Here is a 25,527-nt window from a genome sequence, read left to right on the forward strand (position 1 = left end):
GAGATAAGGATATAGAATGAAAGCGATGATACTTAATGAGTATGGTGAACAGGCAAATTTCGAGCTTGAGGACGTTGCCAAACCGTCACTTAAATCAGGCGAGGTCTTAGTAAAAGTTGCCGCTTCCAGTGTCAACACCGTGGATACCATGATCAAGCAACTAGGCACCGCACTCCCCTTCTCACCGGCCCTGCCTGCTATTCTGGGGATGGATTTTGCAGGTACTATAGAAAGTATTGCCGATGATGTTACTGAGTTTAAAGTGGGTGATGAAGTCTATGGTTGTGCTGGCGGATTGGGCGAACTGCAAGGGTCGCTTGCGGAGTATATGCCAGCTGACACTCGTCTCATCGCTCACAAACCATCTAATTTATCTATGAAAGAGGCAGCTGCCTTACCTCTTGTCGCGATTACAGCCTATGAAGGGCTGAGTCGAGCGCAAGTGTCTGCAGGACAAAAGGTATTAGTCCATGGTGGCGGTGGTGGTGTGGGCAGCATTGCGGTACAAATAGCTAAAGCTTGGGGCGCTGATGTTTATGCCACCGTCGGTCGCCATGAGCATATGGCGCTCATGCAACTTCTCGGTGCTACCGCCATAAATTATCGCGAAGAAGCGGTTGCAGACTATGTGTCCAAGTATGCGGAAGGCGGCTTTGATGTTATTTTTGACTCAGTGGGCGGAGAAAACATGCTCAAGTCATTCGAAGCAGCGAAACTCAATGGTCATGTGGCATCAACCGTATCCATGCTTGAGATAGACCTATCCTTGGTGCATTTTAAAGGCTTGTCATTACACGTTGTTTTTATGCTGATTCAAATGATTAACGGCGTACGCAAAGAAGAACATCATAATATTCTCACTGAAGTAGCCAAACTTGCTGAAAACGGACAACTCTCTCCTGTGATGGATGAAGTTGACTACAAGTTAACGGATATTGGAGAAGCCTATCACCGCTTATCCTCTGGTAAAGCGACCGGCAAAGTTGTTGTTGAAAACTAAATTCTTGGGTAAAGATAATCATCCAATGACTGAACGGCGACATTTTGTTGTCGTTCTTCGTCTACTCATCAAACTACACCTCCAACACTGAGTCAAAATATCTACCTGCAACTGACAGAAATACACCACCAGATACAGTCACTTCATCTGACTAACTCTTAATTATCAATATTAAATTCAGCTTAGTAGATGATTACTAGCAAAATCACTACCAAATTTGAGACTTAGTTTCACAGAATTAATCCATCAGTTGAATATGCTCACAAAACACTCACACAGTCACTAGGGAGATGTGCTCTAAAGCACATATGTATTCTTGTAGCATTGTATTACAAATATACACGTCGAATAATCAATCCGAGATGACAATACGTTGGCTAAAACACATTTGCATACCTCATGTTTATTCATGAACTAATCACGACAATATCGGTATTTGCAAATCTGCCCCCGCTTACATGTTCATCTATGGATTATTAATTTATGGAGAATGACATGAAACACAAGTTCCTTACCCTTGCCGCTGCTTCTGTATTAATGGCTTTTGGTGCTCAGGCAAAGACACTGACTCTCGGCCACGCAATGAACCTGGAAAGTGCTGCACATGCCGGCATGGAGATTTTCGCTGAAAAAGTCAGTGAAAAATCAAACGGTGAAATGAACGTAAGAATCTTCCCTAATGGCATGCTAGGATCTGAGCGTGACCAAGCAGAGCAAGTTGTCACTGGTGCGATTGATATGGCAAAAATCAACGGTTCGCTAGCAGAATCATTTGAGCCGACTTATAAAGCGATCTCAATTCCGTTCCTGTTTAGAGATGCTGACCACATGCACACCTTTATGCGCAGTGAAGCCGCTGAAAAGCTGCTTCAATCAAGTGAAGGTAAAGGCTTTGTGGGTTTGACACTTTATGATTCAGGTTCTCGCAGCTTCTACAGCTCAAAACCTATTGAAACGCCTGAAGATTTAGCAGGGTTAAAAATCCGTGTACCCGAGTCTCCAACCATGATGGAAATGGTTCGACTATTAGGAGCGCGAGCAACGCCTGTGCCATTTACAGAGGTTTATACCGCCCTACAACAAGGTGTTATCGATGCGGCTGAGAACAATATCTCCAGTCTAGTCGAAATGAAGCACTCTGAAGTGGCTAAATACTACTCGATGAACGAGCACATGATGACGCCAGATTTAATCATGATCTCTGAGAACACATGGAATGGTCTAACTGACGAACAGCGCCAAATCGTGAAAGAAGCGGCCGCTGAATCAATGGAAGAAGAGATCAAAATCTGGGCTGAAATTGATGGCAAGAATAAGGAAATAGCTAAGACGCTTGACGTGAAATTCGTTGAAGTCGACAAGAGCAAGTTCCGCGCGAAAGTTCAGCCTATGATCGACAGTGCCGAGCAGGACCCAACTCTGGGTTACTACATCGACGCTATCCAAAAAATGTAACCCACCTTTTAACGCTGACTTTGCCCCACTCTTTTGGGTGGGGCTTATCTATTGGGTCGCAGTTTAAGGAGTCTCAATGCATTCATTTTTCAAATTTCTAAGAACACTACTGGATAAAGCCATTTTAACGTTTTGCGGTTTCGCCATTATCACACTGGTTGTCACCGTGACATGGCAGGTATTCAGTCGTTATGTCCTTAATGATCCCAGTTCATTCACCGATGAGCTTGCTCGATACACCATGATTTGGTTTGGTCTATTTGGTGCAAGCTATCTATTCGGTAAAAACGGACACCTTGCGATTACTCTTTTCATTGGGTCGATTAAGGCTAAATATCGCAAATACTGTCACCTACTGATCCACTTAGTGTCTTTTACCTTTATCTATTTAGCGATGATCAAAGGCGGCATGCAACTGATTGGCCGTACGATGCTGCAATCGTCTCCTGCACTCCAGATACCGATGGCTTATGTTTACTTCATTTTGCCTCTATCGGGCACGCTAATGCTGATTTATCTGGTACTGAACACCATTGATATGTTTGCAGATGAACATTCAGCCAAACAAGGATAATTGACATGGATATATCAATCGGCTTTTGGCTTTTATGCCTTTTCATGCTCATGATCAGCCTGAGCATTCCTATTGCTATCGCGATTGCGATGTCTTCACTTGTGATTATGTGTACAATTCTGCCTAATGATGTCGCCTTTATGACAGCAGGACAAAAGATCGTAACTGGCATCGACAGTTTCAGTTTGCTCGCTATTCCGTTCTTTATTTTGGCTGGCAATATTATGAACCGCGGGGGTATTGCAACTCGTTTGGTTGACTTCGCCAAACTGTTGGTTGGACGCATGCCTGGTTCGCTTTCTCACGTAAACGTGATTGCCAACATGCTGTTCGGTTCGGTATCGGGCTCTGCTGTTGCTGCAGCTGCAGCGGTGGGTAAAACCCTTGAACCAGAGCTTGAGAAAGAAGGTTATGACAAAGCATTCTCAACATCGGTTAACGTAGCTTCCTGCCCTGCAGGTTTGTTAATCCCGCCGAGTAATTCATTGATTGTTTTCTCTGTGGTCAGTGGCGGTACATCGATTGCAGCACTCTTCATCGCTGGCTATGTGCCGGGGATTTTGATGGGCCTTAGCTGTATGGTTGTGGCTTACATGATTGCTAAGAAAAAAGGCTACCGCACTATTTCTGAGCCAAAAACACCTCATGAAATTTTGAACATCACATGGAGAGCAACGCCAAGTCTAGGTCTCGTTATTGTGGTGATTGGCGGTATTATCGGGGGGATATTTACCGCAACAGAAGGCGCGTGTATTGCTGTGCTTTACGCGTTCTTTCTGTCTCTTTGTTATCGCACGTTAGGTTTCAAAGAGATGCGCACAATCTGTGTAGAAACCGCTGAAATTACAGGTATTATGCTGTTCCTGATTGGTGCTTCAACCATCATGTCATGGGCAATGGCATTTACTGGCTTACCAAATTTAATCAGTGAATGGATGCTGTCTATTTCGGATAACCCTATCATCATCTTTATCTTGATGAATATTATCCTGTTGATTGTCGGCATGTTCATGGACTTAACACCTGCGGTACTGATTTTCACCCCGATCTTCATGCCTATCGCAACACAGCTCGGTATGCACCCAATTCACTTCGCAATGATGATCATCTTTAACCTGTGTATCGGTATTGCAACCCCACCGGTAGGTACTGCACTTTTCGTTGGGTGTAGTGTTAGCGGGGCGAAGATAGAGAGCGTGATTAAATCCATACTGCCTTTCTGCGCAGTATTGATTGTCACTCTTCTATTGATCACATTCGTTCCAGAAATCAGCCTAGCATTGCCACGCGCTTTTGGCTTGATTAACTAAGTAGTCACCCGCTCCTTATATGCTAAAACGCCCTTCAATTTGAAGGGCGTTTTTTACGTTATTACGGTCTTATTGATAGTGACTAACGAATAACCACTTCACCGTCTTTAATGGGAAAGCTAGTACCCTCTGGCTTATTCACCATGCGTACTGTTGTAGGGGTTCCCGCAATTTCATAAGTGACATCGTAACCGACAACTTTCGCTGACGTTGTATATTCAGTTGCGCATTGACGTTCAGTCGTAGTGATCACATCATTCTTCTGCGCATTCTCTTGGATTTTACGCCCTGTCATTGCACCTGCAATAGTGCCAGCAGCAGTCGCAACCACTTTACCGGAACCACCGCCCACTTGATTGCCCAATGCTGCGCCAGCGGCTGCCCCACCCACTGTACCGAGAAGTTTGTTTTCATCTTTCACTTCTGCCTGTGTTGTCACAACAACATCGTGACACACTTCATGAGGTGTTTTCACCGCTTCGGTAACAGCCTCCACTAGCGTGATTTTGGCCTCTGTCGCTACATCCGGCGTTACCGGAGTATCGTCTTTACATGCAGAAAGTGTTAATGCGGTAGTCACTGCTAAAGCAATCGCTTTGATATTCATTTTTATGCCCATAATCAGGTTCTATTTTGTGAGCGCAATAATAGAGACCTGAATATTTCATTCATCAGATGAATATCAATATTGTGTCAGCCTTGGGTAAATCGGACAAACTTGCTACTTCAACATTGAACTTTTCCCACTTTGGACGTATCTATGAACATAGAGATAAATTATTGGGTAACCCTATGTTCAACGCTATCACTTCGCTCTTCAAACACCTGCTGGATGGAAATGACTTATCTGGCAGTACCATACAAAACCCCAATCTAGCCATCGCCTGCTTACTCACAGAAGTAGCGGGTGCAGACCACCAAATTGATGATGCTGAACGGGAAGCTAAGCAACATCTCATCACTACCTTATTGGGTTTAGATGAAGTGCAGACAACACAACTTCTTGCTGAAGCGGAGGCAAAAGTAAAAGACGCCTCATCACTTTACGAGTTTACGACTCAACTGCGTGAATTGAGCCAAGAGACACGTTTTACTTTGATTAAATCAATGTGGGAGGTGGCCAACGCAGACGGAGAGATAGACCCTCTCGAAGATGCTGTGATTCGAAAAACAGCAGAGCTGCTTTATGTTGACCACTCTGAATTTATACGAGCTAAATTGTCGGTGCTTGGTGACAAATAATGCTATTGGCAGTGATTCCAATGTAACGATTTTTCATGCAATCATGAACTCCTTGATTTAGACACACTTACCGAACTGGTACAGTTTGCACTGAGAAATGGTCTAGGTATCGATTTAAACGGATAAAATCCGTTCATTTGCGCTCGATGTTTAATATGAACGTAGAATTCTAAATACGATTTTTGGCATATCGCTCTGCTAACACTGCACAATAGAATATCTGAATTGGATGATAAAGCATGATCGGTAGAAGGATCATACCGAGAGATGGGTCGCTTGCAAAAATCACTTTTGCCATTGGGACGCCTGCTGCCAAGGTCTTTTTAGTGCCGCAAAAAACGGCTGCAATTTCGTCCTTTCTCGCAAAGTTCACCTTCTTCGCGGTGAACTGAACAAGATGTACCATGAGGAGCAAAATCACGCTACATAACAATACTGAGGTGAGTAACAAGGACAGCGAAAATTGTGACCAGATATTACTCTCAACCGAGTCACAAAAGACATTATAAACAATGGCAATAATAACAAGTTTATCAATCTTATTAATGATCTGTTTATTCTGTTCAAGCCATGATTTAAGCACCGGCCTCAACAACTGCCCTATCACCATTGGCAAAACGAGTAACTTCGCCACTGATAGAATTGTCGCGATTGCATCACCGCTTTCCCCCTCAACGCCGACAAACAGAAACACCAACAGCGGGGTAATAAACACCCCTAAAATACTCGACAATGAAGCGTTAAAGATCGCGCCAGGCACATTGCCTTTGGCAATACTCGTCATCGCAACTGAAGACGAGATGGTGCTCGGCAGTACAAACAAGTAACAAAAACCAATCGCCAATGCGGCGGGCATATAGGCGAGCATCACATTGCCAAACAATAGCCATAGCAAAGGATAGACAACAAAAGTCGTCGCTTGAATAAATCCGTGTAACTTCCAGTTCGTCATCCCCGCGGCTATATCTTTGCGCGATAAATTCAAACCATGCAGTAAAAACACCAGAGCGATACCTAGTGAGGTAATGATATCGAGATGCAACCATCCCCCGCTCGCTCCTACGGGTGAAGAAAACAACGACAGCAATATCGCTGCTATCATTCCAAGAATAAACCACTGTTGTTTTAATTTGTTAATTATGTCCAAAATGCATCTCGCGTTAGAAACTAGATAATATAGTGTGTCTAATCTACTGTTTTTACGAGGTTATCGGCGAGATAACCTCTTAGATTAACGTTCAATTAAATAGTGCCCGACAAAAGCGCTTTGGTAAACCGTCATTCAACGGCAAACCAAACCTGGCCTAAAATGACCATTTTGAACAAACGTGCTATTTATCAAGCCCACCCATGAATAGGTATTTGAGTTCCATAAACTCATCCAGACCAAACTTAGACCCTTCCCGACCTAGGCCCGACTCTTTAACACCACCAAAAGGAGCCGCTGCTGTTGATATCAAGCCTTCATTAATACCGACCATCCCGGTTTCCAATGCTTCCCCCATACGCCATGCTCTGCCTAAAGATGCGGTATAAACGTAAGCCGCAAGGCCAGAGTCACTATTGTTGGCTCGTTGGATAACCTCATCTTCATCACTAAATCGAAATATCGGTGCCATTGGGCCGAAGGTCTCTTCGTTCGCCACTAACATTTCATCACTCATTTCGGACAATACGATAGGCTGAACAAACAAGCACTCTTCTGTGATTTCACCACAATGCTGAACTGCCCCTTTATTTAATGCATCATTAAGATGTGAAGCGACTTTTCTCACCGCTTGTTGGTTGATCAAAGGTCCTATGTCAACACCACTCTCAAACCCATCCCCAACAACCAACTGTTTCACTCGGTCGGTGAGCTTTTGGGTAAATTCATCATAAACTGAATCATGAATATAGAGACGGTTTGCACAGACACAGGTTTGGCCGGCATTTCTAAATTTCGCGATCATCGCGCCTTCAACTGCGGCATCGATATCAGCGTCATCAAACACGATGAATGGCGCGTTACCACCGAGCTCCAAGGCCATTTTTTTTATGGAAGATGCGGACTGGTTCATCAAAATCTTGCCTACGTGAGTAGATCCGGTAAATGACACTTTTCTCACGAGTTTATTAGACGTCAGCTCACCACCAATCGCTAAGGCATCACCTGTAATCACATTAAACAGACCGGCGGGGATCCCTGCTCGATGTGCAAGTTCAGCTAAAGCCAGTGCGGTCAATGGTGTTTCTGGCGCGGGTTTTAATACCACAGCACAACCAGCGGCAAAGGCCGGTGCACACTTTCTCGTGATCATCGCGGCTGGAAAATTCCAAGGCGTAATCGCAGCCACAACTCCGATAGGCTGCTTAGTGACTAAGATTCTACCATCCGGTTTATGACTGGGGATAGTCTCGCCATACGCTCGTTTCGCTTCTTCGCTATACCAGAGAACAAAGCTTGCTGCGTAAGCGATCTCCCCCCTTGCTTCGTTAAACGGCTTACCTTGCTCACTGGTTAATATGGTCGCAAGGTCATCGGTGTGCTCAATAATTTGCTCATACCAGGCTTTGAGTACCTGTGATTTTTTCTCTGCTGTCGTTTCTTTCCATTCGACAAAGGCTGCATGAGCGCACGTGACCGCTTCACTAGCTTCATTCGCACCTAGGTTTGGAACCGTCCCCACAAGCTGTTGTGTAGAAGGGTTTATCACAGAGGTGTGACGCGGACTATCACCTGATTGGTCGTTCTGTCTATTCGACGAAACCCACTTTCCCCCGATATAACACCTATCTTTGAGCAACTGACTATCACGAAGTTTCATCTCAACAACCTTTTCGTCCTAACATGATGATAAAGAACAATATACTTAGGTTTTTCTGAGATTAAGTTGACAGTTATAGAAGTTTTGCATGAAAGACAAAAGGCCAATCACATCAGTATTCGTTCTATGTGATTGGCCTCAAAACTGTCTTTCCTTATGAAAAGGTATCGTCTTATAAAGCAGTATGACCTAGCTTTTAAAGCACGATTGATATGCCTTGCACTATCAACTTACAGAGCAAATTCTGCGTAAATTTGTTCAACCCAGTGAGCAACACGTTCCTCACTCATTGAAGCTTGGTTGTCTTTGTCTATGACTAAACCAACAAACTCATCACCATCTACCGCTTCTGAAGAGTTAAAGCTATATCCCTCTATTGGCCACCGGCCGACAAAATCTGCTCCACAATCGGCGATGTAATCATAGAGCTCACCCAACCCATCAACAAACTCATCGGGATAACCTACTTGATCACCAAGGCCAAACAGAGCCACTTTTTTTCCTGATAGGTCCAAAGACTCATTTGCATCAAGAAACTCTGCCCAGCTTTCTGCTTCACACTCTGTATCCAAACCCGGTAACTCCCCTTCGCCTAATGTCGGAGTCCCTAATACCAATAAGTCATACCCCTTGATGGTCGCCGCATCAACACGGTTGATATTTAGAGGCTTGTCCGCCGCATCCCCAAGCTTTTGATAGATCATTTTGGCAATTTTACGTGTACTGCCTGTATCCGTTCCAAAAAATATTCCTACTTTAGCCATAGTCTACTCCCTGTATGATCATGTTTAGCTATTCTTTCCGTCACCAAAAAGTCGTGACTTAACCTTCCTGCAATTGTTATTCCTTACTACTTTTCAATAAGATAAGTTACTTATCTGCACTACTAGGCGACACTTTGTACGCTTTCAGACAATTCTCTGTCGATGGTCGTCATTCTTTGTTGATAGCAGTTATTCCTCGTCAATAATAGTTACAGCCCGGTAGATCTCAACACGATCTCCCTCATCGACATGACTATCAAGCGAGCGTATTTTTCCAAACACCCCAACTTTCTGTTGGTGCAAGTCAATTTCAGGGAACAGGCGTAATATCCCACACGTTGAAATTGCGTTGAGTAGTGTAGCTTCAGGTTCGACTTCAGTGTCTAACCATACTTGCTGATGAATATCTGCATAGATAACACTAACTTTCATAGGACGCTCCCTCTGATAAATTTGTTTTACGCGGTGAGATCATTAATGCAAATTTCTGCTTGATACACAGCATGCCGCCCAGAACAAAAAAACCACCTGGTGGCAGTATTGAGATGAGCAAGCCATCAAAATTGTTAACGACGGTGGTTTCTAAAAACGCAAAGTGAGGACCAAGTAATAGTGCAGCATTATCGAACACTTTACCTGTACCAAGAATTTCACGAATGCCGCCCAAAACGACTAAGACCCAGGTAAAACCAATACCCATGGATGCACCATCAACCACCGATTTCATCGAGGTCTGCTTGGTAGCGAAGGCTTCTACCCGTCCGAGAATGGCGCAGTTAGTTACAATCAAAGGAATAAACAGGCCTAACACTTGATGCAGTGCGGCTAGGTACGCGTGCAATATTAGGTCTGTCATCGTAACGAGCGTGGCTATGATCAAAATATTCATAGGGATACGTATCGCACGGCTGATGTAGTGGCGGGATAATGACGTCAAAAAGTTAGCCGCCACCATGACAAATGTGGTGGCTAAGCCCAAACCGAGCCCATTAGTTGCCCCATTGGTGACAGCAAGTAATGGGCAAAGGGCTAAAAGTTGCGCTAGTACAATATTGTTAGTCCACAGACCATTCTTTACTAGCTCTTTTGTTTTTATCGGGTCACTCATCTTTGCCCCCTTGGTTTATCTCTTGCTGAGCTTGAAGTGCTAAGTGCACTCCTTTAACCACCGCTCTTGGCGTTATCGTGGCTCCAGAAAATTGTTCAAAATCCCCTCCATCCTTTTGCACTTGCCAAATTGCAGTATTTTCAAGAGAACGACGGTTAAAACCCAACACCCAATCGGACTTGTCCAATTCAATTTTATCGCCAAGCCCCGGTGTCTCTGTGTGGCTGAGTACTCTGACGTTAGTAATTTCACCGGACAACGACACACCAACGATAAATTGAATGTCACCACTATAGCCAGCAGTCTTGGCAGTGATCACCTGATACTCTGGTTTGCCTGTTGCTCCGTTTACAGTAACAAACTGGTAACTGACCCCTTCCACTTCGTATGTTGTCGCTTGCTGCAATACATCGGGGGATATTTTTCCTTTTGGGACAACTTCAGCCATTAGAGCAAGACTCTTTTGTGTTTCATTGAACTGAATGATGGGACTTGTATATTGATTTATCGCCAATAGAAGGAAGGCAGAAACCGCACATGCACAGCCCAGCATTAGACCTTGAGCACCGAGCAAGTCTTTATGAATTTCCTGTTTAATTTCGGAAGAAAGGTAGGACTGAATCTTCGCCAACATACTATTTCTCCTCAACAAATTGCTTTGATGAGCCAAAACGCTTAGGTTGAATATAGTGATCGATAAGCGGGCTGACTGCATTAACAATGAGCACTGCGAAAGCTACACCCTCTGGGTAGCTTCCTACTTCTCTAATCAACCAAACTAGCCCGCCACACAACAAGCCATAAATCATTTGACCTTTCGTACTTGAAGGAGACGTCACCATATCCGTTGCGATAAAAAACGCACACAATACTGCAGCGCCACTAAACATATGAATGTGTGGAGCAAGAAACTGTTCGGGTTGAAATAGGTTAGCGACTAACGCTGGAAACAGTAGGCCTATGAAAAAGCATAAAGGGATCGCAGGTGTGACAATTCTACGGTATAGCAGATAAATCCCGCCCAATAACAACCAAATGCTGTGAACTTCACCTATGCTGCCTGACATTTTTCCCGTCAATAGCTCATTAATTGTGGGCGTCGAAATAGAACGACTTAATACTGTCGCCGCGCTTACGCCATCATAAGACAACCATTCTGCTGCCGATTGTACCTCTCCTGCATATGGCGCACTCCAATCGGTCATCTGGACAGGAAAGCAGATAAGTAAAAACACCCTTCCCAGCATAGCGGGGTTAAATATATTTTGCCCAAGGCCGCCGTACGCCTGTTTTCCCACTACGATACAAAACAGAGCACCGAGCACACACAGTTCCGTTTGGAAATGCGCTGGTAAGCTTAATGCCAAGATAAGACCTGTCAGAATCGCTGAGCCATCTAGTGCATTCCTGAGCGGTTTGCGCTGTAAACTAAGACACACTACTTCAGCGAGCACAGCCGCAACAACACAAGCGATAACGACACGAATCGCTGAGGGCCCAAACCTAAGGCCTGCCACACATACTGCTGGCATTAAAGCGAGTACGACATGGTACATAATAGTTGTAGTCGAATTATTGGAATGCGCATACGGGCCTATCTGCGGTTTAAAATTGATCATCCATCCACCTCAACCATTGGCTCACTGTTTGTTCTGCGCGAGCGTTTACGTTTTTTCGCAGCTTTGGCTGCTTTTTTCGCTTCAGCCTCTTTCGCTAAGCGAATTGTTTTCATTTCTGCCAGCTTTTTAGCTTTTTCTTGACGCATCGAGCTCATACGACGCTGTGTGAGTATGCCTTTCGCATGCTGGAAAAACTGAACCAGTGCGACTCGAGAGGGACATATATAGCTACAAGCACCACATGAAAGACACTGGTTTATTCCCAACCGCTCAACTAAGTCATAATCAGAAGACTCACTTGCCGCGCGCATTTTGAATGGCATCAGCCCCATAGGACACGCTCTGACACACTGGCCACAACGAATACAGTCTTGTTGCTCATCACTCCCAATCTCTTCACTCGTTAATGCAAGTAACGCATTGACGGTTTTGGTAATTGGAATATCAAGATCAGAGATGACCTGCCCCATCATTGGGCCACCAAATATCAGGCGTTCACAATCCATTTTGAGACCGCCGCAATAACCAATTAGGTCTTTGACTCGTGTACCTAGCGGGATTTCGACGTTTCTCGGGCTTTCAATGCCTAAACCCGATACCGTGATTACCCTTGTGACTAATGGTCTTGAGTATCTGACCGCATGATACACTGCTCTTGCCGTCGCAATGTTATTGACCACAATCCCAATATCTGTCGATAGCTTACCTGTTGGTACTGTCTTTCTGGTTAGCGTCTTGATCAGATGACGCTCAGAGCCCATAGGGTAAAGTGTTGGCACTAATTCTATGGCAATATTGTCATCGTCACTTGCCGCTGAACGCATCAGTTCATAGCTTTCTAACTTATTGTTCTCGATACCGACTATCGCTCTCTTTGCCCCTGTCGCCACCATTAATAAGCGAATTCCTGCGATCACTTCATTGCAATACAAGCGCATGACCAAGTCGTCACAAGTAATATAAGGCTCACATTCACCGCCATTAATGACCAAGGTATCCACGTTCGCCTGCTTAGCAAAATGGGCCTTCATAGAGGTAGGAAAGCCCGCACCGCCCAAACCAACAATACCCGCTTCTTGAATATATTGAATCACCTCAGATGAAGACAAACCCACAACAGAACGCGACTTAAATTTGCTTGACCAAGTTTGATCTTTAAAGCACTTGATGTGAATAGTATCAAGACGCGCTTTCGACGGATGATGAGCAATGTAAGGGGCAATTTTTTCAACAATACCGTTTACCGGAGAGTGGAGCGGCGGCTGACTGTTTGAAATGCCTATCGCGAGAAGTTGCCCCTTTTTGACCTCCTGTCCCACATTGACCAATGGCTTGAGTAGAATTCCGTTTGACAATAACAGTGGTAGGTACACTTTATCTGGCTGAAAATACGGTATTTTCGCAACCTGTTTGTTGGTTAGTGACTTAAAGTCCTCTGGATGAACACCGCCAGAAAAGGGGCGACCAATCCACGTTTTTACTGTGCTTGCACTCGCCATTGATTAACTCCTTTCTAAAATAGGCTTCGGCCAAACCCAATTCGCCGGAGATTGAGCCTGAGTATTGAGTTCGATACATTGCTCTGGGCAAGCATTGACACAAAGAGCGCAGCCTGTACACGTATCTTTGATCACCACATGTATCTGCTTGGTTGCCCCAACAATTGCATCAAAAGGACACGCTTTATTGCAGCGAGTACACCCTGTACATTGCGTTTCATTAATCGCAGCCAAGCTAGGCACAGACTCTTCAGAGCCAGATAACGACACACCCAAAATCTTTGCAATGTCTGCTGACAAGGCGCTTCCGCCGGGAGGACATTCATTGGGAGCAAGCTCCCCTTTGACCATGGCTTCTGCCGCTTGACGACACCCTGCTTTGCCACACTGGCCACACTGCCCTCCCGGCATCAATGACTCGATACGATCAACCAACGGATCACCCGGTACTAAAAACACTCGTGAAGCGACACCCAGCAACAGACCCAATCCAATACCCATTGCCGCAAATATGATTACAGCCATATGCCTACCCTATTGTTGAAACAATTACGCCATACCTGAAAAGCCCATAAAGGCCATGGAAAGTACACCTGCTGTGATGAATGCGATGGGGTTTCCTTGAATCGACTCTGGTACTTTACTGAGAGATAATTGCGAACGAATACCAGCGAAAAGCACGATAACTAAAGTGAACCCCAACGAAGAACCTAAGCTAAATAAAATCGAGGTCAGCAAGGACATCTTTTGCTGAACCACCAGCAGCGAAACGCCAAGCACAGCACAATTAGTGGTTATCAAAGGAAGGAAAACACCGAGAGCTTGATACATGCTAGGGCTATTTTTTTGAACGTAGAGTTCTGTAAACTGCACAACCGACGCAATAACAACGATAAACGCGATCGTACGCAGCACTTCAATACCTAGTGGCACCAATACGTATCGCTCAATAACCCACGAAGCGATGGCTGCGACAGTAATTACAAATGTCGTCGCCAATCCCATACCGAGCGCACTCGCAATGTTCTTCGACACCCCCATAAATGGGCAAAGCCCTAAAAATTTGGCAAGAACCACGTTATTCACAAACGCAGCGCCTAAAAATACTAGCCAACTGTCCATAACATTCCTCAAAGTGTCATTCCCACACAGGAAATTGCACAATGAATGCCAAGCAGGTTAATCTGCCGCAAAATAAGGCATGTGCACCATTCAAGCTCATTTTCTAACGGTTTTGAACGTTCAAATGAACAGACAATTTGGCATAAAACGTACAATCATTGTATGCAAATTGATTTGTATCAATAGACAATGCAATATATTTGCTCGCCATTCTCATACTGAAATATAGGAACAGTTCATGCAGTAACCCTTTTTTAAACCAGAAAAGTGGCTGTTTATGAATATACTCAATCGCTATTTTGAGCAAAACCAATCAAACCCCACTCAACAGTTTGAGCGAAATGAAAACGCCATCGTCATAACCGATGAAAAGGGGCAAATCGTCACCTGTAATGCTGCTGCAGAGGACCTAACAGGCTATGACGAGAATGAGCTCATAGGCAAAAACTGCTCCATATTCTCAAATCGTCACACGCCAAGGGAGGTGTACCAGCAGTTATGGCGCACGATATCTTCGGGCCGAGAATGGCGAGGCAATTTACTTAATCGTAAAAAATCCGGCGAACCCTATATTGCCGATCTCACGATTACCCCAATAAAAGAAGGCGATATCATCGGCTATTACTCAAAGATTAACGATATTAGCCAGACCATTAGTTCTCATAAGAATGAAGAGAACAATCAATTTATATTCGAGCGTATATTAAATATTACCTCTTTAGCGATTGTTGTTATTGATACCGATTTCAATATCGTATTTAGTAATAAAGGGTTCACGCGCAAAGTTGGCAACGCGTATTTTGATGACTTTATCCTGCCTACAATAAAACAAAATGTTTCTATCAGTGAGCTTTGCTGCGAAAAACTTCAGATTGATGTTAACCATGATCAGCGCAGTTTTGATTGTGTTATCGATCCTGTTCAACTTGCCAACACATCAACAAATCACTACTTTGTCGACACGAAATTTGCTCATGCGGTAATCAATATCACCGAGCGAACGAATGAGCGGCGCTTGCTCGAAAACCAACGCCTGAATCACTTAAAACTCAATATTAACGACAGTAAGCACGTCCATAGTATTCAAGAAGTCTTGATGGGAACGATTCATAAATTTCAGGCACCCGTCAATATGTTGGATTCAGCAGTAAAAATCCTCTCCAGCCGAAACCATAATTGTAGCGGCCTAGAAATGATGAAAGGCGCAATAGAGGAAGCTTATACGGCTTTGAAGTTTATACAAACGCACATTCCTGAACGTCATGCCGAGCCTCTACAAAACACCAATATCAACGAGATCATTAAAGATGCGTGCTCTATCTCGTCGCAAGCGCTGATTGAGCACTATATTCACATTGATCTCGACTTACACCCTAACCTGACGTCATGCAATGCTCACCCTTCTCGGCTCACACTTGCCCTAATACAGCTGATAGACAATGCGATCGAGGAGATTAACCGAGTCAAAGCACAACATCGTCAAATTATTATCCGCAGCTACACCATAGAAGGCTCAATTTGCATTAGTATTGAGGACTCGGGAAATGGCATAGCAAGCTCTGATTACAATCGCGTTTTTCAGCCGTTTTACACCAATAACCCTTTGAATACTGATCGATGTCGTGGCATGGGTTTATCCATTGTTCAGCAAGTCATTAACGACCACGAGGGTATGCTTGTTATTGAGCCTAGTATGGCTCTCAGTGGCGCAAAATTCGTTATCTCACTGCCTTCCAACTGTAAGGAGGCCAAGTAATGCATAAGATTCCAATCATTACGACAGATCTACTCTTGTCTGCCCTCTATCGTGTATCAACTTTACTTAACCAAAGCCTTGACTACCGACAAACGCTTGCCTCGGTGATGAAAGTTCTGCACGAAGAGTGTCACCTTTCTGGTGGGTTGGTGACCATCTTGGACAAAGAAAAGAACATTATGATCATTGAGTCGGTTCACGCACCTGACTACACATCAAACACCAGCCTAAAAACCATCACCTACAAACAAGGTGAAGGCCTGGTTGGATCAGTAATGGAAAATGGTGGCTCTATCGTGTTACCCAACCTCGGCAACGATCCTCGTTTCGCTGATAAGTTAGCGATTTACGACTACGCCAAGCCGTTTATCTGTGTCCCTTTAAAAAGCGTCAATAGAGATGTGATCGGCGTGTTATGTGCCCAACCAAACACTGATAATGAGCTCGACCTAAGTGCTCTACACAAGTTACTTGAAATGATTGCTAACCTACTGACGGTCAACATTCAATTGGCGCACAATGTAGCGGTAAAACAACAACGTTTGGAAAAAGAGCGCGATGGACTGAAGAGAAAAGTTCGTAAAGATTACGGCATGTCTTCGCTTGTTGGTCGAACAAAAGTGATGAGAGAGATCTTTGACCAAGTTCGGCTTGTCTCCCGTTGGGATTCCACCATTCTTATCCGTGGTGAGTCAGGTACAGGTAAAGAGGTGATCGCCAATGCGATTCATTACAACTCACCGAGAGCTAATCAACCATTTGTGAAGCTTAACTGCGCCGCACTGCCGGATAACCTTTTAGAGTCTGAACTATTTGGCCATGAAAAAGGCGCATTCACTGGCGCTGTTAAGCAGCGAAAAGGACGCTTTGAACTGGCAGATGGTGGCACCATCTTTCTCGATGAAATAGGTGAAACAAGCCCCTCTTTTCAAGCCAAACTCCTGCGCGTCTTGCAAGAAAAAACCTTTGACCGAGTCGGTGGTACAGAACCCATTTCTGTCGATGTGCGAGTCATCGCAGCAACCAATAGACACCTAGAGCAAGAGGTGATTGACGGTAATTTCCGCGAAGATATCTACTATCGATTAAACGTTATGCCTATTTTCCTGCCCCCTTTGCGTGATCGAATTGATGATATCCCTGCTCTCACCGAGTTTATCTTGGATAAGCTCTCTGGCATTCAAAAACGAGAGTTAGCCGTGAACGAACAAGCCATGTCAATGTTAATGAGCTATCACTGGCCGGGCAATGTCCGCGAGCTAGAGAATACGATTGAACGCGCTGCAGTGTTGAGTGCGACTGGAGATATAGATGGTTCTCTAATTCGATTGAACAACTCCCAATCACTATTAACCGCCGCCTTTATGCCGAGCCAATCAAGTTCAGTGAACAACCCGGCACCATTTTCACCCTGTCACACCGACCGCAATAACGGTTATGGCGGTATCAATCTAGAAATGGATGAAAATGAACGAAAACGGGTCATCAATGCACTCGAACAATCTGGATGGGTCAAAGCGAAAGCAGCGAGATTGCTCAATATGACCCCGAGACAGATTGCTTATCGCATACAAACGATGAACATTGAAATGAAGCAGATATAACAACTACGTCGACTTTGCGACAATTGCTGTGGCGCCTGTAATCTTTCGACCATTTAATTAATATAAAACAATAGCTTAAATTAAATGAGCATAAATAAGTCAAGGCATAGTGTTTGCAAATGTGTTCTTATAAAGGAATGAACAAGGATACAAAATGGAGTCATTAACTCACTCGGTGCCGTCTAATGTGACGCACTTTATTGGGCAATCAACTCAAGAGCGTATTGCGCAGCATCCATGCTATTCAAAAAATGCGAGCCAATACGCTCGTATCCACCTGCCGGTTGCCCCAGCTTGCAACATTCAATGTAATTACTGCAATCGCAAATTCGATTGCAGTAATGAATCTCGACCGGGTGTAGTCAGCCACCTTTTGCAGCCGATGGACGCACTTACTCGTTTTCACATTATCAAGCAACGAATGGACAATCTCACTGTCGTTGGTATTGCAGGGCCCGGCGATGCTCTAGCCAATCCAAAGCAGACCTTCCAGACACTTAAATTGATTAAAGAAGCTGACCCTAAAGTACAACTCTGTATTTCAACTAACGGCTTAGCACTGCCAAGCTACGTGGAAGAACTCGCTGCAGTCGGTGTCAATCATCTCACCATCACGATTAATACTGTTGACCCCAAAATTGCAGCAAAAATTTACCCTTGGATCTTCTGGGAGCATAAACGAATTAAAGGATTAGAAGCTGGAAAGATTTTGATTGAACAGCAACTCAAAGGGTTAAAACTGGCAAGTGCAGCCAATATGCTAGTGAAGGTCAATACTGTGCTGATACCCGGCGTCAATGATCATCACATCCAAACGCTATCGCAGACATTGAAGGAGTACGGTGGGTTTATTCATAACATCATGCCGCTTATTGCCCAGCCAGAGCATGGCACCTTTTATGGCCTGAACCACTATCGAGAGCCAAGTGAGGATGAGTTGGCTCTAGCAAGAGAATCTTCAGTCCTGCATATGCCGCAGATGACTCATTGCCAGCAGTGCAGAGCAGACGCAGTTGGCACTATCGACTCGCCTTGCTCATCGAAAACTGAGCGAGCAAATTATCGTGTCGCTGTTGCCAATACCGGCAGTGAAGTGATTGATACGCACTTTGGCCATGCGACGCAACTTTCGATTTATGACTTAACGCCGAATGAAATTCGTTTTGTTGAGACACGCAGCATAGACAAATACTGCCAAGGTGCAAGCCATTGTGACCAGATCTCCCCGATCGAAGCGATCCACGATTGCAAAGAGTTACTGTGTACCAGGATCGGCCACACACCATGGCAGCAACTCGAGCAAGCAGGCATTCGTCCTAACGTTGATTTTGCTTTTATGTCTAGTGAGCAAGCGCTCAAAGTACTTGCACAGAATATTGAGTATACAGAGCAACATGCAGTCAAAGTCGAAAAAGGATAAGCCAGTATGTCAGTAGAGATTAATCAAAAATGTGTCGGTTGCTTTGCCTGTTATAACGTCTGCCCAAATCGCGCCATTGCATATGATCAAGAGCAGCATCCTAATTTTCGAGTTCACACGACACGCTGCAATCAATGTAATGGGCAATTCGATAAGCCTCAGTGTGGGGAGATCTGTCCCGTCGAACAAGCCATCAGCCTCAACGGCTCTCCAATAAACGCAACAGGCAGTTTGACGCCTCACATTGATATCAAAGAGGCTCATCATGCACATTGCTAGAGAAAAAGCGATATGGCAGACACTGTTCAACGGTCATGAACAAGGTCATTCATCACTTCCGTATTTGGGCCTTGATTTTAGCCAGTTCGAAAAGCTGGCTTTAGATATCGGTTATCCTGCTGCCCCCTCGACAAATCATGAAATCGAGTTGCTATTTAACGATATTGTTAGCGCTAGACGTTCTGAGCAAAATGATCTCATTGACTTGCTGATCAAGCATAGTGATGGTGAACTTGTTTATAGCACTGAAATGGCATTGGTCATCTCTGCAGGGTGTCTGATGCCCTCTCACCTGTGGAAAACGTTAGGGCTGCCTTCACGACAAGTATTGAGTCAATTAATCGAGACCTACTTTCCGACGCTCTTTCAGCAAAACAATCTCAACATGCGTTGGAAACGATTCTTCTACAAAAAGCTTTGTGATCAACACGGGGACTATGTATGCAAAGCGCCAAACTGTCTCGAGTGCAGCAGCTTTAATGAATGCTTTGCCGCTTAAGCGATTGATAAACCATCACGTCAAACCCACTTAGGGCAGGTCTAATCGCTGGGTTGCTCTGATATAAGCGCAACCCATGCGAACCACTGTCAGTTATTAGACTTTTTTCTTTTTCTCTGTCGTACTTAGCCTATCGCTACTGCTTTGATATAGGCCCATACACTCTTGCCCGGAGTAAGATTGAGCCGGTTAACTGAACGCTGTGTGATCATCGAATAAAGCGTTTGTTTTGATTCTGTCGTCATCTTTATCAATACCTCCGCTGGGTTTCCTGTTGATTCGACAGCCAAAATTCGGGCGGGCAAGGCATTAATAATGGATGACTCTAGCATTGGTGAAGTGCCAATACTGACATCGCTCGCTAGGATTTCGCAACGCGTTAAACTCCCTAAAGGCGCTTTTATCTGGCTAACCCAAAGCTGAGTAGTGCCATCCGAGAGCAAAGTCATACCATCATAGGAATGCTCGACAATATTGAGCTCGATAACAGAACGTACCGCATGCGCATCATAGTGGTAACTCATTGGTGCAAGACACGACTGTAACTCACCTTGACTGGCGATTTTACCGTCTTCTAACACAACAACTTCATCTGCCAATCGACTGACTTCGCTCAAGCTGTGTGTGACATAGACAATCGGGATTGAAAGGTTTTGGGTCATGCTCTCTAAATACGGCATTATCTCCTGCTTCCTCGCCTCATCGAGTGCTGATAAGGGTTCGTCCATTAATAGTAGCCTTGGCTGAACGACAAGAGCTCGAGCGATAGCGACCCGTTGCTGCTCGCCTCCAGACAAGCGATGAACTGCACGTGAGAGCAGTGGCTTCAAGCCTAGCAACTCAACCAAACGACCTATGACCTCGACTGATGCGGATTGACTTTCGTTACCCCGTAACCCAAATTTAATATTTTGCTCTACGTTTAAATGTTGAAACAGAGAGGGATGTTGAAACACGTAACCAAGGTTGCGTTTATGGGGAGGTAAAAAGCTTGCGCCGTCTTTAGATTGCCATAGCTCGTCATGGAACTTAACCTGACAGTTTGGCAGCTTAGTCAGACCAGCAAGGGTTCGCAGTGTGGTTGTCTTACCGCAACCAGACGGACCAAATAATACCGTTACTCCTTGCGATGCGATCTTAAAATTCAAATCAAAAACTAGGCTTCCTAGTGTCGTTTGGCAATCGATATGTATCACTACACCCTTCCTTTGTGCATAGCAAAGTGATTCAACCCAAAGGCAAGTAGCAGTGCGACAAATGAGAAACCCAACAGCATGGCAGACAACTGATGCGCCTGCTCAAACTGCATTGATTCTACCAAGTTGTATATTTCCACTGACATCACACGTGTCGAACCTGGAATGTTGCCGCCAATCATCAACACTATGCCAAACTCCCCCAAGGTATGACAAAAACCTAATATGGCGGATGAAAAAATACTTGGCCACGCGAGGGGTAACGCAACTCGATAGAACACCTGAACCGGAGAGCAACCAAGGGTTGCCGCTACCTCAAAAGGCGCTTTACCCAAAGACTCAAATCCATTGACTAATGGTTGGACAACAAAAGGCAGAGAGTGGATCAAGCACGCAAGAGCAATACCAGAGAAACTGAATGGTAACGGTCCAATACCGACCGATTGTAAGCCACTTCCTACCAGAGTATTTGGACTAAAGCACACCAACAAATAGAAACCCAATACCGTGGGAGGCAGCACCATTGGCAATGTAGTTAAACTCGCGACCACATTTTTTAAACGAGACTGGGTTTGTGACAGCCACCACGCCAATGGCACGGCAGTAATGAGTAGCCCGATAGTCACAACTGTCGCTAACTTTAGAGTGAGGCTAACTACTTGCCAATCAAACATAACTCTCCTCCTACTCCATCGTGACGTTGTAGCCATAACGCTCAATTAAGCTGCGAGACTGCTCGTGGTGCAAATACAGAATAAACTGCTCTGCCAGTGCTAGATTTGGACTCGCCGAGACATAAACCACATCCTGTTTGATTTCAGAGTAACTCTCTTGCGGTACAAGCCAGACTGATCCATCTAATTGGTTGCCCTCACCTTTGAGTTGTGAAGAAGCGAGGAAAGCGTATTGGGCATTGCCAGTCGCGGCATATTGGTAGGTTGCATTGAGACCTTTACCATATAGCGCTTTTGAATGAACATCCTGATAGCTGTTGTAGAAATTTAGAGACTCCACCGCAGCCTCTCCGTATGGTGCCAGCTTTGGGTCAGCAATCGCTACTTTACCATTTAAAGTTAGAGGAGTTGCTTGCGTCGGTGGCGCTTCCCACTTTGCACCACTGTGTATCCAAAGCACTAACACGCCTTGGGCATACGTCACTTGTCCATGCGCTTTTCCCTCTTGAACCAGTAGAGAGGGTCTCTTTTGGTCCGCCGAGAAAAACAGGTCAAAGGGTGCGCCATGAAGAATCTGTGTGGCCAGTTGGCCGCTGCTTCCAGTAGAAATATTGACTGTGATACCACTTTGTTGCTCAAACCGCTCGGCAAGTTCAATCATTGGACGGTAAAAGTTGTTGGCAACGGCAATGGTGATGGTGTCCTGTGCAAAGACACTGGGTGAGACGGCACTCTGCAAAGCCAGTAACAAAATGATATGTATTCTTAACTTCATACGACTTATTCCTTGTCTATCAAATCATCCATTTGCCCATCAAGTTCGCGGGGTAAGACTCTGTAGCCACTGTTTCTGGACGTATTGACGCGCTCGCTTGGTGTGAAGCTCTTCTATCGACTCATATGCCTCTTTGAATGTGGCGGTTCTCTGCGGTTTTTCGTCATGACAAACAATGATATGGAAACCAATCTCTGACTGAATGGGCGCACTGACACACTGCTTAGGCAGCCATTGTAATACCGATTCGATTTCTTGAAAGAGCTTGCCTTGCTCACACCAACCCAAGTTACCTCCTTCCATCGCACTTGGACATTCTGAGTGACGCAACGCAGATTGAGAAAAATTATCTACCGAAAGTGTTTGATATAAATCGTTAGCTCGACGCTTGGCCTCAACGAAACCATTTTCTGCAAAATCATCGTTTATGGTGATAAGGATTTGGCTTACTTTCCAGGTTCGTGCGCGAGAGAATTTTTCGATATTCCTGCGATAGTAGTCTTTTGCGTCTTGCTCTAATAGCGGAGGAAGATCTTGGCTTACTGCATCCAAAACTGCTTCGCAAAGCAGCTCGGTTTTTAGCACCTCACGCATCTCTTTTTCAGACAACTGATGTTTTTGCAGCGTCAGTTGAAACTGGTAAATGTCCCCACACTGCTCCACCAGCATCGCCATCGCTTCATTGATGGCCTGCTCATCGATGTGAATTGGAACGGCCTCATCAGAGGCACAGATCCGTTGCTGTATCGTGACTGTTTTGGCTGCGAGATCATCGACATATCGTTGTTCATTTTTCGTTAGCTCTTGAGGGTTTACATTAAAACGCTCATTCGACAACTTCATGCGCTGATACTTCAGCGTTAATGCACTTGTATCCATTTGCTGATAGTTCTCCATACTTTACCCTCCAAAGGCTCACTCAACGACAGTTGCTTGCTTCACAGGGGACGTAATCTCTTCTAAAGCGGCATTACGCAGCCAAACCCAATGGGCATTGACGAGCACCATAAAATTCACATGCCCCTTTGCTAAGTCCCGCTCCATTTTGACAATCTCTACCACATCGCCTTTCTTGGCCAACAATTGACCGTTATGACCTAAACTGGTGGTCAAGCGCACCTTCTGCTTGAGGTGATAAGGATTGGGCTCCCACTCCAAGCTCGCCGAGAGTAACTCGTTGCTTCTCACCCCGACCTCTCGATCTACGTCTGGAAAGTAGACGCGATAGATAATTTGATTCTGTAAAAAATACCCCAAGCTTCTAACAAAGCCTGTTGAACCCGAAGAGACAAGTACCTCCCCTTTAGGCATGGCATGAGAAAACGTTCCGTCGTTTCGAATAGTTCGTGAAACCCTCACTTCATCACCAATTTCAAATCGTGCTTCTCTATACATCAAACTCTCCTTGTTCACTATCACAGGCTGAACACTCATGGCACTTTGAAAGTTTTTGCGGCATAGCTACTCCCTTTAACACTTTGCTGTGAGCCTTAATAAACGCTCTTTGGAAGTGGCAGTAATCACGTGTTGTCAGCTTCTCAAGCTCATTGTGAAAATGACGCAACAAAACCAGTCGTTTCGCGCCTAGCTTCAGGGCGGCCTTCAAGCCGAAAAAATCATAGTATTCCTCGATATCAGTGAAACTGCTGATTTTGGATTCTAGCTCTACAGACATGAAAGCCCCTCGCAAACAACCTGAGAATACAGCCCTCGAATGTCTTTCTCTGTCGGGATTCGCTTATGCGTTTCACTCCAATGAGTAAGGGCGGCCAACATCGGTTGATGATGATGACGATCAATGGATATGCCCATATGATGAAGCTGAGTAGAAAGTGAATGCCATCCAGAATGCTTACCCAGTACAAGTTGGTGGTGCCGACCAATAAGGCTAGGTGCAAACGATTGATAATTATCTTGATGTTTAAGCAATCCATCGACATGAATACCTGACTCATGAGTAAAGACTTTGTCGCCGACAATCGACTTTTGTGCGGGGGTTTCAATACCTGAGCATCGATTAATCAACGAACACAATCCCGGCAAAGCCGTTAAATTGATGCCGGTGTTACCTTTATTCAACACTGAAAGAGCGACGGACACCTCTTCTAAAGGCGCATTGCCCGCTCGCTCACCTAACCCCATAACTGTGGTATTAATCGACTTTGCCCCGGCAGCAATCGCCGCTATCGCATTTGCCGTCGCAAGCCCAAGGTCATTATGCGGGTGAGCCTCTACCTGCATATCGGTGTGTGCAACAAGACGAGAGATATTCTCGAATGTCGTAAACGGGTCAAGGATCCCAAGCGTATCTGCGTAGCGCAAGCGCAGCGCGCCGACTTTACTGGCATGCTCTGCAATTTTCACCAGTTCCCAATGCTCTGCCCGCGACGCATCTTCAAGGCCGATACTCACTTTGAAGCCTTTCTTGCAGGCGGTACGAATCAGTACCGTCATCTTATCCAGCATTTCAGACAGTGTGATGCTCAATTTGTGTAACCGGTGTTGACGAGAGGCTGGAACAGAGATATTTATCCAATCGACATCAAGAGAAACACAAGCGTCTAGATCAGAGTGCTTCATTCGACACCAGACCATCAAGCTCGCCTCTGGTAATGCCTGCCTTACCTGTTGAATCGATGCTTGCTCAGCCATACCCATAGCAGGGATACCAACCTCAATGATATCAACCCCAGCCTTATACAGCGCCTGAGCTATCTGTACTTTTTCTTCACCTTTAAAAGCGACACCTGGGCTCTGCTCACCATCACGCAATGTGGTATCGTTGACGATCACTTCTGGGGGTAACACTGTGTTTTCCATTTAT

The 25,527-nt window shown here is 45.0% G+C and carries 28 protein-coding genes; 10 read left to right on the forward strand and 18 right to left on the reverse strand.

Annotated features, from left to right (window positions below; genetic code table 11):
* Window positions 1-16: 16 nt before the first annotated feature.
* The 4 genes from QWZ05_RS20180 (at window position 17) to QWZ05_RS20195 (ending at window position 4,339) form a co-directional block, all read left to right on the forward strand.
* Window positions 17-1,000: a zinc-dependent alcohol dehydrogenase family protein gene (locus QWZ05_RS20180; RefSeq protein ID WP_290300304.1), complete on the forward strand. Its 984-nt coding sequence runs from the start codon at window positions 17-19 to the stop codon at window positions 998-1,000.
* A gap of 495 nt (window positions 1,001-1,495) precedes the next feature.
* On the forward strand, window positions 1,496-2,455 hold the full coding sequence (locus QWZ05_RS20185; protein ID WP_289961342.1) for a TRAP transporter substrate-binding protein: 960 nt from the start codon (window positions 1,496-1,498) through the stop codon (window positions 2,453-2,455).
* 76 nt (window positions 2,456-2,531) lie between these two features.
* Window positions 2,532-3,029: a TRAP transporter small permease gene (locus tag QWZ05_RS20190; RefSeq protein WP_290300307.1), complete on the forward strand. Its 498-nt coding sequence runs from the start codon at window positions 2,532-2,534 to the stop codon at window positions 3,027-3,029.
* Between the two features lie 5 nt (window positions 3,030-3,034).
* A complete protein-coding gene (locus QWZ05_RS20195) occupies window positions 3,035-4,339 on the forward strand; it encodes a TRAP transporter large permease (RefSeq protein WP_290300309.1) in 1,305 nt (434 codons plus the stop codon).
* An 82-nt stretch (window positions 4,340-4,421) separates the two neighbouring features.
* Here QWZ05_RS20195 and QWZ05_RS20200 read toward each other — a convergent pair whose 3' ends face one another.
* Window positions 4,422-4,946 carry a glycine zipper 2TM domain-containing protein gene (locus tag QWZ05_RS20200; protein ID WP_290300312.1) on the reverse strand — a complete coding sequence of 175 codons (525 nt, stop codon included), beginning with the start codon at window positions 4,944-4,946 and terminating at the stop codon, window positions 4,422-4,424.
* Between the two features lie 185 nt (window positions 4,947-5,131).
* Here QWZ05_RS20200 and QWZ05_RS20205 point away from each other — a divergent pair, with 185 nt between their 5' ends.
* Window positions 5,132-5,581, forward strand: a complete 450-nt coding sequence (locus QWZ05_RS20205; RefSeq protein ID WP_290300314.1) for a tellurite resistance TerB family protein — start codon at window positions 5,132-5,134, stop codon at window positions 5,579-5,581.
* Between the two features lie 169 nt (window positions 5,582-5,750).
* Here the strand turns inward: QWZ05_RS20205 and QWZ05_RS20210 are convergent, their stop codons facing one another.
* The 10 genes from QWZ05_RS20210 to rsxA all read right to left on the reverse strand — a co-directional run bounded on the left by QWZ05_RS20210 (window position 5,751) and on the right by rsxA (window position 14,500).
* Window positions 5,751-6,728 (reverse strand): bile acid:sodium symporter family protein, encoded by a 978-nt coding sequence (locus QWZ05_RS20210; protein ID WP_290300317.1) that lies wholly within the window; start codon window positions 6,726-6,728, stop codon window positions 5,751-5,753.
* 184 nt (window positions 6,729-6,912) lie between these two features.
* Window positions 6,913-8,388, reverse strand: coding sequence for an NAD-dependent succinate-semialdehyde dehydrogenase (locus QWZ05_RS20215; protein ID WP_290300319.1), 1,476 nt, complete (start codon window positions 8,386-8,388; stop codon window positions 6,913-6,915).
* Between the two features lie 230 nt (window positions 8,389-8,618).
* Window positions 8,619-9,152 (reverse strand): flavodoxin, encoded by a 534-nt coding sequence (locus QWZ05_RS20220; protein WP_290300321.1) that lies wholly within the window; start codon window positions 9,150-9,152, stop codon window positions 8,619-8,621.
* Between the two features lie 189 nt (window positions 9,153-9,341).
* Window positions 9,342-9,584, reverse strand: coding sequence for an RnfH family protein (locus tag QWZ05_RS20225; RefSeq protein WP_264877541.1), 243 nt, complete (start codon window positions 9,582-9,584; stop codon window positions 9,342-9,344).
* Window positions 9,574-10,260, reverse strand: a complete 687-nt coding sequence (locus QWZ05_RS20230; protein WP_290300323.1) for an electron transport complex subunit E — start codon at window positions 10,258-10,260, stop codon at window positions 9,574-9,576. Before QWZ05_RS20230 ends, QWZ05_RS20225 begins: the two co-directional genes overlap by 11 nt.
* Window positions 10,253-10,894: an RnfABCDGE type electron transport complex subunit G gene (locus tag QWZ05_RS20235; RefSeq protein ID WP_290300325.1), complete on the reverse strand. Its 642-nt coding sequence runs from the start codon at window positions 10,892-10,894 to the stop codon at window positions 10,253-10,255. Before QWZ05_RS20235 ends, QWZ05_RS20230 begins: the two co-directional genes overlap by 8 nt.
* Before the next feature lies 1 nt (window position 10,895).
* Window positions 10,896-11,879 carry an RnfABCDGE type electron transport complex subunit D gene (locus QWZ05_RS20240; RefSeq protein WP_290300326.1) on the reverse strand — a complete coding sequence of 328 codons (984 nt, stop codon included), beginning with the start codon at window positions 11,877-11,879 and terminating at the stop codon, window positions 10,896-10,898.
* The gene (gene rsxC, locus QWZ05_RS20245) at window positions 11,876-13,378 is read right to left on the reverse strand and encodes an electron transport complex subunit RsxC (protein ID WP_290300327.1); all 1,503 of its coding nucleotides are present in this window, start codon (window positions 13,376-13,378) and stop codon (window positions 11,876-11,878) included. The genes QWZ05_RS20240 and rsxC overlap by 4 nt, the downstream gene beginning before the upstream one ends.
* A 3-nt stretch (window positions 13,379-13,381) precedes the next feature.
* On the reverse strand, window positions 13,382-13,903 hold the full coding sequence (locus QWZ05_RS20250) for an RnfABCDGE type electron transport complex subunit B (protein ID WP_264877546.1): 522 nt from the start codon (window positions 13,901-13,903) through the stop codon (window positions 13,382-13,384).
* Window positions 13,904-13,927: 24 nt separating this feature from the next.
* Window positions 13,928-14,500: an electron transport complex subunit RsxA gene (rsxA, locus tag QWZ05_RS20255; RefSeq protein WP_264877547.1), complete on the reverse strand. Its 573-nt coding sequence runs from the start codon at window positions 14,498-14,500 to the stop codon at window positions 13,928-13,930.
* 277 nt (window positions 14,501-14,777) lie between these two features.
* On the opposite strand from rsxA, the gene nifL reads away from it, so the two are divergent.
* From nifL to QWZ05_RS20280, 5 genes are all read left to right on the forward strand, one after another.
* The gene (gene nifL, locus QWZ05_RS20260; RefSeq protein ID WP_290300328.1) at window positions 14,778-16,256 is read left to right on the forward strand and encodes a nitrogen fixation negative regulator NifL; all 1,479 of its coding nucleotides are present in this window, start codon (window positions 14,778-14,780) and stop codon (window positions 16,254-16,256) included.
* A complete protein-coding gene (nifA, locus tag QWZ05_RS20265) occupies window positions 16,256-17,860 on the forward strand; it encodes a nif-specific transcriptional activator NifA (protein WP_264877549.1) in 1,605 nt (534 codons plus the stop codon). Before nifL ends, nifA begins: the two co-directional genes overlap by 1 nt.
* Window positions 17,861-18,014: 154 nt before the next feature.
* A complete protein-coding gene (gene nifB, locus QWZ05_RS20270) occupies window positions 18,015-19,280 on the forward strand; it encodes a nitrogenase cofactor biosynthesis protein NifB (RefSeq protein ID WP_290300331.1) in 1,266 nt (421 codons plus the stop codon).
* Window positions 19,281-19,286: 6 nt separating this feature from the next.
* On the forward strand, window positions 19,287-19,559 hold the full coding sequence (locus QWZ05_RS20275; protein ID WP_264877551.1) for a 4Fe-4S dicluster domain-containing protein: 273 nt from the start codon (window positions 19,287-19,289) through the stop codon (window positions 19,557-19,559).
* Window positions 19,546-20,058: a nitrogen fixation protein NifQ gene (locus QWZ05_RS20280; protein ID WP_290300334.1), complete on the forward strand. Its 513-nt coding sequence runs from the start codon at window positions 19,546-19,548 to the stop codon at window positions 20,056-20,058. Before QWZ05_RS20275 ends, QWZ05_RS20280 begins: the two co-directional genes overlap by 14 nt.
* Before the next feature lie 125 nt (window positions 20,059-20,183).
* Here QWZ05_RS20280 and modC read toward each other — a convergent pair whose 3' ends face one another.
* Genes modC through nifV form a run of 7 tightly spaced genes read right to left on the reverse strand, consistent with a single transcriptional unit; the run spans window position 20,184 to window position 25,523 of the window.
* Window positions 20,184-21,254, reverse strand: a complete 1,071-nt coding sequence (gene modC / locus QWZ05_RS20285) for a molybdenum ABC transporter ATP-binding protein (RefSeq protein ID WP_290300336.1) — start codon at window positions 21,252-21,254, stop codon at window positions 20,184-20,186.
* Window positions 21,254-21,928, reverse strand: a complete 675-nt coding sequence (modB, locus tag QWZ05_RS20290; protein ID WP_290300338.1) for a molybdate ABC transporter permease subunit — start codon at window positions 21,926-21,928, stop codon at window positions 21,254-21,256. Before modB ends, modC begins: the two co-directional genes overlap by 1 nt.
* A gap of 10 nt (window positions 21,929-21,938) precedes the next feature.
* The gene (gene modA / locus QWZ05_RS20295; protein ID WP_290300340.1) at window positions 21,939-22,703 is read right to left on the reverse strand and encodes a molybdate ABC transporter substrate-binding protein; all 765 of its coding nucleotides are present in this window, start codon (window positions 22,701-22,703) and stop codon (window positions 21,939-21,941) included.
* Between the two features lie 39 nt (window positions 22,704-22,742).
* Window positions 22,743-23,582 (reverse strand): peptidylprolyl isomerase, encoded by an 840-nt coding sequence (locus tag QWZ05_RS20300; protein ID WP_290300342.1) that lies wholly within the window; start codon window positions 23,580-23,582, stop codon window positions 22,743-22,745.
* Window positions 23,583-23,618: 36 nt separating this feature from the next.
* On the reverse strand, window positions 23,619-24,098 hold the full coding sequence (locus tag QWZ05_RS20305) for a nitrogen fixation protein NifZ (RefSeq protein WP_264877558.1): 480 nt from the start codon (window positions 24,096-24,098) through the stop codon (window positions 23,619-23,621).
* Window positions 24,091-24,378: a hypothetical protein gene (locus tag QWZ05_RS20310; protein WP_290300343.1), complete on the reverse strand. Its 288-nt coding sequence runs from the start codon at window positions 24,376-24,378 to the stop codon at window positions 24,091-24,093. The genes QWZ05_RS20305 and QWZ05_RS20310 overlap by 8 nt, the downstream gene beginning before the upstream one ends.
* Window positions 24,369-25,523, reverse strand: coding sequence for a homocitrate synthase (gene nifV / locus QWZ05_RS20315; protein ID WP_290300345.1), 1,155 nt, complete (start codon window positions 25,521-25,523; stop codon window positions 24,369-24,371). Before nifV ends, QWZ05_RS20310 begins: the two co-directional genes overlap by 10 nt.
* Window positions 25,524-25,527 lie beyond the last annotated feature (4 nt).

The organism is Vibrio agarivorans (genome assembly GCF_030409635.1).
GTDB lineage: Bacteria > Pseudomonadota > Gammaproteobacteria > Enterobacterales > Vibrionaceae > Vibrio > Vibrio agarivorans.

Excerpts from the sequence above, each read along its gene's own strand:
- modA (WP_290300340.1), bottom strand. The coding sequence starts at position 22,703 with ATGAAGTTAAGAATACATATCATTTTGTTACTGGCTTTGCAGAGTGCC.
- QWZ05_RS20215 (WP_290300319.1), bottom strand. The coding sequence starts at position 8,388 with ATGAAACTTCGTGATAGTCAGTTGCTCAAAGATAGGTGTTATATCGGG.
- nifL (WP_290300328.1), top strand. The coding sequence starts at position 14,778 with ATGAATATACTCAATCGCTATTTTGAGCAAAACCAATCAAACCCCACT.
- QWZ05_RS20180 (WP_290300304.1), top strand. The coding sequence starts at position 17 with ATGAAAGCGATGATACTTAATGAGTATGGTGAACAGGCAAATTTCGAG.
- QWZ05_RS20190 (WP_290300307.1), top strand. The coding sequence starts at position 2,532 with ATGCATTCATTTTTCAAATTTCTAAGAACACTACTGGATAAAGCCATT.
- QWZ05_RS20310 (WP_290300343.1), bottom strand. The coding sequence starts at position 24,378 with ATGTCTGTAGAGCTAGAATCCAAAATCAGCAGTTTCACTGATATCGAG.
- rsxA (WP_264877547.1), bottom strand. The coding sequence starts at position 14,500 with ATGGACAGTTGGCTAGTATTTTTAGGCGCTGCGTTTGTGAATAACGTG.
- QWZ05_RS20225 (WP_264877541.1), bottom strand. The coding sequence starts at position 9,584 with ATGAAAGTTAGTGTTATCTATGCAGATATTCATCAGCAAGTATGGTTA.
- QWZ05_RS20235 (WP_290300325.1), bottom strand. The coding sequence starts at position 10,894 with ATGTTGGCGAAGATTCAGTCCTACCTTTCTTCCGAAATTAAACAGGAA.
- QWZ05_RS20185 (WP_289961342.1), top strand. The coding sequence starts at position 1,496 with ATGAAACACAAGTTCCTTACCCTTGCCGCTGCTTCTGTATTAATGGCT.
- QWZ05_RS20300 (WP_290300342.1), bottom strand. The coding sequence starts at position 23,582 with ATGGATACAAGTGCATTAACGCTGAAGTATCAGCGCATGAAGTTGTCG.
- QWZ05_RS20205 (WP_290300314.1), top strand. The coding sequence starts at position 5,132 with ATGTTCAACGCTATCACTTCGCTCTTCAAACACCTGCTGGATGGAAAT.
- nifB (WP_290300331.1), top strand. The coding sequence starts at position 18,015 with ATGGAGTCATTAACTCACTCGGTGCCGTCTAATGTGACGCACTTTATT.
- nifA (WP_264877549.1), top strand. The coding sequence starts at position 16,256 with ATGCATAAGATTCCAATCATTACGACAGATCTACTCTTGTCTGCCCTC.
- nifV (WP_290300345.1), bottom strand. The coding sequence starts at position 25,523 with ATGGAAAACACAGTGTTACCCCCAGAAGTGATCGTCAACGATACCACA.
- QWZ05_RS20200 (WP_290300312.1), bottom strand. The coding sequence starts at position 4,946 with ATGAATATCAAAGCGATTGCTTTAGCAGTGACTACCGCATTAACACTT.
- QWZ05_RS20195 (WP_290300309.1), top strand. The coding sequence starts at position 3,035 with ATGGATATATCAATCGGCTTTTGGCTTTTATGCCTTTTCATGCTCATG.
- QWZ05_RS20280 (WP_290300334.1), top strand. The coding sequence starts at position 19,546 with ATGCACATTGCTAGAGAAAAAGCGATATGGCAGACACTGTTCAACGGT.
- modB (WP_290300338.1), bottom strand. The coding sequence starts at position 21,928 with ATGTTTGATTGGCAAGTAGTTAGCCTCACTCTAAAGTTAGCGACAGTT.
- QWZ05_RS20275 (WP_264877551.1), top strand. The coding sequence starts at position 19,287 with ATGTCAGTAGAGATTAATCAAAAATGTGTCGGTTGCTTTGCCTGTTAT.
- QWZ05_RS20240 (WP_290300326.1), bottom strand. The coding sequence starts at position 11,879 with ATGATCAATTTTAAACCGCAGATAGGCCCGTATGCGCATTCCAATAAT.
- QWZ05_RS20230 (WP_290300323.1), bottom strand. The coding sequence starts at position 10,260 with ATGAGTGACCCGATAAAAACAAAAGAGCTAGTAAAGAATGGTCTGTGG.
- QWZ05_RS20250 (WP_264877546.1), bottom strand. The coding sequence starts at position 13,903 with ATGGCTGTAATCATATTTGCGGCAATGGGTATTGGATTGGGTCTGTTG.
- QWZ05_RS20220 (WP_290300321.1), bottom strand. The coding sequence starts at position 9,152 with ATGGCTAAAGTAGGAATATTTTTTGGAACGGATACAGGCAGTACACGT.
- rsxC (WP_290300327.1), bottom strand. The coding sequence starts at position 13,378 with ATGGCGAGTGCAAGCACAGTAAAAACGTGGATTGGTCGCCCCTTTTCT.
- QWZ05_RS20305 (WP_264877558.1), bottom strand. The coding sequence starts at position 24,098 with ATGTATAGAGAAGCACGATTTGAAATTGGTGATGAAGTGAGGGTTTCA.